The following is a 2,187-nucleotide window of genomic DNA, read 5'->3' as shown; positions in this document are numbered from 1 at the left end:
TTTTTTATTTAAGAAAAATGCTTACTGATCTAAGTGAAAATGTTGGAAGAAGATTGTTTTAAGAAAGTCTCAAAAATAGTCAAAGTCAAGTGGCTACCCATATTGCTAAAGAAAATCATAAAAAGTTTTGGGATAAACCATATCAATTAACGGGATTTACTGACATGGAGTTATCAAGAAAAATTTTGATGTTTGATGCTATTCAACAAGGGATGTAGGTTGATATTTTAGATTGATAAAATCAATTTTAAAAATTAAAATTGGGAAATCATATTGAATATGTAAAAAATGGGGGCATGACAAGTAAAGATAGTTATATATCACCATTAATTATGGAAAATAAAATAATAAGAAAAAATTCTTACGGTAGCATGGGTTTCGGTATACCGATAGGTGCGGAATTTAATGATATAGAAAAAGCTATACGTTCCTATGATATATTTTCAAGGTTTGAAATATTTTTAAATCTAACACATGGATACGATTAAAAGTAGAAGTATATGGAGTCCTGATTAAAAAAGGAGTTAAAAATCGATTACATTTAATGTAAGGCCAAAAATGAGATTGGGACGGGAATAATGTACAAATCAATATTTTAAAATGATGTGTTAATTACATTTTATGGTTATAATGTAATTAAATTAAATTTATATAATGGAGGGACAATATTGGATAAAAATGAAAAGGAAAGTTTTGAAGAGAAAAACTCGGTAGAAGAAATTGAGGATTTTTTTCAAGGACTTGGGGAAAAGATAAGTCAATATTCTGGATTGGATATTAAATTTCCAATTAATCAGCAGGAAGAAAATTTACTTTACAATCTTAAAGGTAAACTATCGTTAAATATACCTCAGGTAACTAATAGAGTAACAATGGAAATAATTAAAATTGTTCAAGAGATTTTAGAAAAATCAGTCGGTGATACAGGTATGCTTAATGGAAATATACTGCAAAATATTCAAAGAGAATTATCCCTCATATTAATTGATAAAAAATATCTTAGTCTAAGTCCCACACAGCAGTATAAGTTTTGGGAAAATATAAATTCATTGAAAAATATTGGAACTAAAACTTATGAAGGAAATTCGGTGAATATTGGAGTAATATATTGTCTCGATGAAGAATTAACAATTGAAGAAATAAAGAATTTAAATGTGGAAATCAAAACTATTGAGAATAGAAAGCCTATTCAACAATTCTTTCTGGATGAAAAACCCTTTCTAAGACTAATAGATAACAAATCGTTAGTAGTGTCAGTTAATAAAAACTTTGAAGTGTTTGCAATGATAAGAAAAAAAAATGAAGGGAAAAGCTTGTCAGATATAATCAAATCGCAGTTTAATAACTGGACAATAAATGAGATGAAGAGAAAAACATTTTTGAATTTAACTGATGATTTCAAAAAAACAAGAAAGGGACATGAGTTAAATGAGGACCTAAAAAATGAAATGCGTAAATCAGAAGAATTTTTGATAGCTTATACTAAGGGATTAAGAACTCAAGAACGTCTAAACTATATTTATTTTTCACTTTCAGACAAAAAAATGGATGTATTCCTTAATAAAGAATTTTTTCTTAGTTATGACAATGGGGATTGGAAATTGAAACATTATGGTTTAATGTTGGCTTCATTAATGAGGATTTTATTTACGAAAACGCTAGATTTATTGTATTCTTTAGGGGCCGATTGTTACAAAGAGCTTCATTTGAAAATGACAGCTTCTATAATAAAATTAGTAAACGTTATTGAAATGTTATCGAAAAAAGGAAGTAGTTCAATTTTTATTATTGTACTTCAAAATGAACATAACACTAATCTAACATATAGTGATGCTGAAGAATTTTTGGTAAAGAATAAATTTAAGAAAAATAATTTAGACAGAGACTTTTTAAATGTTATTAGAGATAATAAAAGGCATTTGAGTGTTACAGAGATAGATAAATTTTTATTAGAAACTATTTCAGTAGTTGATGGTGCAATGGTAATTGATGGCCATATGAATATAGTGAGTTTCGGAGAGATTATTGAAATGCCTAACAATGTGGTATATAAAGATACATTTGGTACAGGAACAAAGGCTGCTAGATATGCCTCAAATTTAGGAATTGCGATTAAAATCTCAGAGGACGGTGATATTTACATTTTTAGTAACGAAGAATTGTTGTTGAAAATATAGTGAAATGAGT

The 2,187-nt window shown here is 27.5% G+C and carries 1 protein-coding gene and 1 pseudogene; both read left to right on the top strand.

Going from position 1 to position 2,187, the window contains the following annotated elements; all coding sequences use genetic code 11:
- A pseudogene (locus FOT98_RS33195) lies at positions 1–446 on the top strand (bifunctional glutamate--cysteine ligase/glutathione synthetase); the annotation flags it as partial.
- A gap of 222 nt (positions 447–668) precedes the next feature.
- Positions 669–2,177, top strand: coding sequence for a hypothetical protein (locus FOT98_RS30665; RefSeq protein WP_000359990.1), 1,509 nt, complete (start codon positions 669–671; stop codon positions 2,175–2,177).
- The last annotated feature ends 10 nt before the right edge of the window (positions 2,178–2,187 follow it).

The organism is Bacillus sp. HY001 (assembly GCF_007558965.1).
In the GTDB taxonomy this organism is placed as follows: Bacteria; Bacillota; Bacilli; order Bacillales; family Bacillaceae_G; genus Bacillus_A; species Bacillus_A mobilis.
The sequence above is the reverse complement of the archived record's forward strand: the minus strand, read 5'-3'. Positions and strand labels throughout refer to the sequence as shown.